Here is a 4,807-nt window from a genome sequence, read left to right as displayed (position 1 = left end):
GCATTTGTTTATATTGCTGCTATTTTTGTTTTATCTAAATAAGTTTTAGATATTTTGTTTTCAGACACGTCCTAATTGATAAATATAACAAGACGAAATATAATTTTGCAGTGAGTATGTAAAAAGAAGTGAAAATAAGTACCATATGGACATTAAAAACATGAGGAAATCTATTGCTGAATCCTATATTTATCTTGGCAGATAAAAGGAAGGGGATGATCCTTTTGAAAATATCTAATAGAAGATTCAATCTGTGCCCTTGTGGTAGCGGGAAAAAGGACAAAAATATTATGGGAAATAGTAAAGGAGAAGATATTATGATAGAACCATCAAAAATAAAGGAAGAATTTGAAAAGGTTGAAAGTGAAAATTATAAATTTAGAACATATTTAAAAAATCGTGCGGATATAGATGAATTAGATGAGCAATTTTTAGAATTACATAATGAATTATTTAAAAATTATGATTGCAGTAAATGTAGAAATTGCTGTAAAGAGTATTCAATAACCTTTGAAGAAACTGAAATAGAGCAAGCTTCTAAGCTACTTAAAATAACAAAGAAAGAATTTATGGATAAGTATATAGAGAAGACTATCAATGGATATGATCTAAAAGCTAAGCCATGCTGTTTTCTAACTGAAAATGGTGTTTGTGAAATTGAAAAGTGCAAACCAGAGGGTTGTAGAGAATACCCATTTACAAATAGGCCAGAAAGATTATTTAGTTTGCTCAATATAGTTGATTTTGCAAGTGTATGCCCTGTAGTTTTTGAAATGTTAGAAAGATTGAAGAAAACTTATGGTTTTAAGAGAAAAAAATTGTATTAAATTATTAAAATATGCAAAAATATCAAGATATGAAAGTTCATAATATTATTTTGAAAGAGAATATTAAAGTATTAGAGGAGATAATTATAAATGGCAAAATGCATACTTCGTAATAAAAAAATAAAATTTTCAAGAAAATGTCCAGCTTTAAACGAAATTATCTGCACAACTTGTTGTGGAAGTAAGAAAGAATCAGAAATACAATGCATAAGTAATTGCAATTATTTGGTCGGAGGTCAGATTAAAGAAAACAAAAGGCTAATAAGGCAACTTATAAAAGAATCCTTTAATAGTGAGTTTGAAGATATACTTAAAGATGAGACAGTACTACGATTAGTTGGATCTTTCGAACAATTTATGTTTGAAAAGTATTATAATCATAGAGATGTTACAGATGAATTTATAAGTGATTGCTACACAAAAATATATTATTCTTTAGATGGAAAAGGAAACATTTATTCTTTTAATGAAATTGAAAAGGATATATTTGATGAATTTAATAAAATTGCGGAAGAAGTAAAAATGCCAATAAAATCACAAAAGCTTATACTAATAAGAATGATGAAATCAATAGACAATATGACTGGAGGCATGTTCGGAAATAGAATGTATCTTGAATTGTTAAGGAATAATTTTACTGGAACTGGACTTGTTGCAGAAATTATGGGTAATATGTAATAAATATATTTTTAGTTTATATAAATTTTATAGATTGATTATTTCTTCATTTGGGTTTAAAATTGCTTTTAGCATAGTTAGCCTCCTTAGGTTTTGTATTTGCAGCTTAAATCTATCATATTTTGAGGCAACTATGCTATTTTTTATACATTAGAAGCAAAGAACTTAGAAGAACTTGCAGATGTGATGGAAGTATTGTTTGGTTTAGCAGAGAACCTTGGATACTCAGAAAAGGAACTTTTAAAGAAAAGAGAAGAGAAATTAAAAGACCGTGGAGGTTTTAAAAAAGGTATTGTGTTACAAGCTGTTAAATAATCAGTGAAAGTGTAAGTAATATAATTGTATTTTGAAATAGCATATCTAAGTAAGATATGCTGTTTTTATAAACTGATTATAGTGTTAAATCGCAAAATTACAATTAAAAGGCATTTGTATTATAGGATGAATTGATAGTTAGATGACTAACAATCTGAATAAGTAATAGTTGGTGAATAAGTAGGAAAAAATTGCTATACTCTTCGTAGAATTGTTATAAATATATAATAATCAAGGGGGAATTTATTATGAATTTAAGAAAAAGAAAGCTGATAGCAATTTTAGCTACAGTTATTGTAGGGACAAGTGTTTTAATGGGGTGTTCCAATAAGACAAAGGAAGCTACAACTACTAATGTTGAAGGTAAAGAAAAACTTGTAGTTGGAGTATCTACAGAATATTTTCCATGGTGCTTTAAAGAAAATGATACATCGAAGGGATTCGAAGTTGATGTTTGGAATGAAATAGGTAAAAGAACTGGGTATGAAATAGAATTTCAGACTGCTAAATTTAGCGGACTTATGGGTATGTTAGATGCTGGAAAAGTTGATACTGTTGCACATCAAATGTCTACTACAGAAGAGAGAAAAGCAAAGTATGATTTTTCAGATACATATGCATATAGTAAGTATAAATTTATAGTTCCAAAAGACGGTAGCATAACTAAGATGGAGCAGTTAAAGGGTAAAAAAGTAGGTTGTGTATTAGGGGGAAATGGAGAAAAAACATTAAATGAAATAAACGAAAAGGAAAATTTACAATTAGAGATTATAACTTTTGATGGAGTGCCAATGGAAAAAGACGTAGAGAATGGAAGACTTGATGCAGCATGGTTATCAGAAGTTAAAGCAAAAACAACTATAGAACAAGGTAATTTAAATTTAAAAATATCAGATATAGATACTGGAGTTTATGAAATAAATCAATATCCTTTTAGAAAAGAAGAAAAAAATAAAGAAATTATAGAAAAAGTTAATGAAGCGATAAATAAGATGCATGAAGATGGAACACTTACAAAAACATCTGAGAAATGGTTTAGGTTAGACACTACTAAAGAAAGCAACTAAGGTGAAAATATGGCTACATTTGATTTAGACTTTGCATTGAATCTAATACCATTGATGTTGAAATACTTAATAGTAACTTTAAAATTATCTTTTTTATCTTTAATATTTGCTTTGATTTTAGGTGTTATATTAGCAATAATCGTAGATGCAAAGGTTCCAATACTTTCATTTATAGCGAAAGTGTATGTTTCCTTTTTTAGAGGAACTCCGCTAGTTGCTCAGTTATTTTTTATATACTTTGGATTAATACAGATTATACCTATGTTAAAAGGATTATCAGCTTTTACATCAGCAGTAATTGCCCTTAGTCTAAATGCAGCAGCCTATTGCTCAGAAAGTCTAAGAGGCGCAATAAGCTCTATAGACAAGGGACAGATGGAGGCAGCTTATGCCTTTGGTATGACGTATTATCAAGGTATGACAAGAATTGTGTTACCACAAGCTGTAAAGGTTGCAATACCTACTTTAGTAAATGTGTTCGCAGATATAGTAAAAGGTTCATCATTAGCATTTACTATAGGCGTGACGGAAATTATGGCAACGGCTCAATCAGAGGCAGCAGCTCAATATAAATTTTTGGAGGCGTTTACTTGTGTAATATTAGTTTACTGGGCATTAAGTGGAATTATTTCTATTATACAAAGTAAACTTGAAAAGGTATTCAGTAAAGCTTAATGAGGAGTTTTTTATGTTACAGATAAATAATTTAAATAAAAGTTTTGGAGAAAATAAAGTATTAAAAAACGTAAATTTGAATATAAAAAAGGGTGAAGTAGTAACAATTGTTGGCCCTTCAGGCACAGGAAAGTCAACGCTTCTTAGATGTATAAATTTTTTGGAAAGAGCGGAAAGTGGAAAAATGACCTTTAAAGATTCAAAGATAGATTTTGAATCACCAAATAAAAGTCAGATATTAGATATAAGAAAAAGAACTGCTATGGTTTTTCAAAGTTATAATCTATTTAAGAATAAAACGGCTATAGAAAACATTATGGAACCACTTATAACGGTAAGGAAAATCAGTAAGGTAGAAGCAAAAGAAACTGCAATTAATACTTTAAAGAAGGTGGGCCTTTATGATAAAAAAGATGCTTACCCATCTAAGTTATCTGGTGGACAGCAACAAAGAATAGCTATTGGTAGAGCACTTGCTGTTCAGCCAGAGATAATACTTATGGATGAACCTACATCAGCTCTTGATCCAGAACTTGTATATGAAGTTTTAGAAGTTATAAAATCATTAGCGAAAGAACATGTAACTATGATCATAGTTACACATGAAATGAATTTTGCTAGAGAAGTTTCAGATAAAATAATATTTATGGAAAATGGAAATATTGTTGAAGAGGGAAATCCACAAGACCTTTTTAACAAAGAAAATAATACCCGATTAAGTAAGTTTGCTAAAAAATCCTATTAAATTATATAAAGATGAAATTTATGTATTAGGGTATAGAGTCTTTAATATAAGGAAGGATTATTAAAAATATCTTAAAAGTGACTTTTGTATTAATCAAGGGTCACTTTTAGTCATTATTTTTTTAATATATAATGACTAAAAAACATAGGGAAACAAGCTCCCATTTAAATTTATTCATCAAATTTTTGTTATCAGTTGAGAAAAATAAGTGCAAATATATTTAGTTAAGAATTATGAATTATGAATTAAGAATTTAGGATGAAAGTGGTTGCCACTTTCTGAAAATGATTTTGAAAAATCTATCAATATAAGTTGCTTTGCAAATTTATAAAAAGATACGTTGAGAATTACTAGGAACGAAGTGAGTAGTAATAACCACTAATAAATGAATAACTTTAAAACTTAACTTGGAACCCCATGTGCGTAAAGCTAAGCCATATTTTTCATGTTTTTCATAACTTTTTTAGTTATAAAAACAAATAAAAAAGCCACTCCTAATA

At 28.7% G+C, this 4,807-nt stretch carries 5 protein-coding genes and 1 pseudogene; all 6 read left to right on the top strand.

From position 1 onward, the window contains the following. Positions 1-224: 224 nt before the first annotated feature. The 6 genes and pseudogenes from AZI32_RS16755 to AZI32_RS16730 all read left to right on the top strand — a co-directional run bounded on the left by AZI32_RS16755 (position 225) and on the right by AZI32_RS16730 (position 4,307). On the top strand, positions 225-827 hold the full coding sequence (locus tag AZI32_RS16755; RefSeq protein WP_242865316.1) for a YkgJ family cysteine cluster protein: 603 nt from the start codon (positions 225-227) through the stop codon (positions 825-827). 90 nt (positions 828-917) lie between these two features. Then, complete coding sequence (locus AZI32_RS16750) at positions 918-1,505, top strand: hypothetical protein (protein WP_061997070.1); 588 nt, start codon at positions 918-920, stop codon at positions 1,503-1,505. 150 nt (positions 1,506-1,655) lie between these two features. After that, a pseudogene (locus tag AZI32_RS16745) lies at positions 1,656-1,820 on the top strand (phosphoribosyl-ATP pyrophosphohydrolase); the annotation flags it as partial. 248 nt (positions 1,821-2,068) lie between these two features. Continuing rightward, positions 2,069-2,887 carry a transporter substrate-binding domain-containing protein gene (locus AZI32_RS16740; RefSeq protein WP_061997068.1) on the top strand — a complete coding sequence of 273 codons (819 nt, stop codon included), beginning with the start codon at positions 2,069-2,071 and terminating at the stop codon, positions 2,885-2,887. A gap of 9 nt (positions 2,888-2,896) precedes the next feature. Then, on the top strand, positions 2,897-3,562 hold the full coding sequence (locus AZI32_RS16735; protein ID WP_061997066.1) for an amino acid ABC transporter permease: 666 nt from the start codon (positions 2,897-2,899) through the stop codon (positions 3,560-3,562). Positions 3,563-3,575: 13 nt separating this feature from the next. Continuing rightward, a complete protein-coding gene (locus AZI32_RS16730) occupies positions 3,576-4,307 on the top strand; it encodes an amino acid ABC transporter ATP-binding protein (protein WP_061997064.1) in 732 nt (243 codons plus the stop codon). Positions 4,308-4,807: the final 500 nt, after the last annotated feature.

The sequence above is a fragment of the Clostridium sp. ATCC 25772 genome, assembly GCF_001573875.1.
GTDB classification, from domain to species: Bacteria; Bacillota; Clostridia; order Clostridiales; family Clostridiaceae; genus Clostridium_J; species Clostridium_J senegalense.
This window is presented reverse-complemented; position numbering and strand designations above follow the sequence as displayed.

Coding starts and splice junctions, on each gene's coding strand:
- AZI32_RS16750 (WP_061997070.1), top strand. CDS start 918: ATGGCAAAATGCATACTTCGTAATAAAAAAATAAAATTTTCAAGAAAA.
- AZI32_RS16740 (WP_061997068.1), top strand. CDS start 2,069: ATGAATTTAAGAAAAAGAAAGCTGATAGCAATTTTAGCTACAGTTATT.
- AZI32_RS16735 (WP_061997066.1), top strand. CDS start 2,897: ATGGCTACATTTGATTTAGACTTTGCATTGAATCTAATACCATTGATG.
- AZI32_RS16730 (WP_061997064.1), top strand. CDS start 3,576: ATGTTACAGATAAATAATTTAAATAAAAGTTTTGGAGAAAATAAAGTA.